Here is a 254-nt window from a genome sequence, read left to right on the forward strand (position 1 = left end):
TGGACAGGCCTGCCCTCAAGCCATTGCCGCCGACGCGGTACGCGGTGTCGGAGTGGAAGCGGGTGAAGGTGAACATCGACTACCACGTCGACGTCCATGGCCACTTCTACTCGGCGCCCTACAGCCTTGCGCGTTTCGGCGATCGTGATCAGCAGGTTCGGAGCATCGTGATCAGTCGGAGCGAAGCGACGCTGGGCTCAAGTTGACGGATTCTCCTCCTTGCGGCGGGAGGGCCCCTTCACGGTGAGCCGGTG

At 63.8% G+C, this 254-nt stretch carries 1 pseudogene; it reads left to right on the plus strand.

Going from position 1 to position 254, the window contains the following annotated elements:
• Positions 1 to 131, plus strand: a pseudogene (locus U8525_RS34710) (hypothetical protein); the annotation flags it as partial.
• Positions 132 to 254 lie beyond the last annotated feature (123 nt).

The organism is Corallococcus sp. RDP092CA (genome assembly GCF_041903675.1).
Taxonomy (GTDB): Bacteria; Myxococcota; Myxococcia; order Myxococcales; family Myxococcaceae; genus Corallococcus.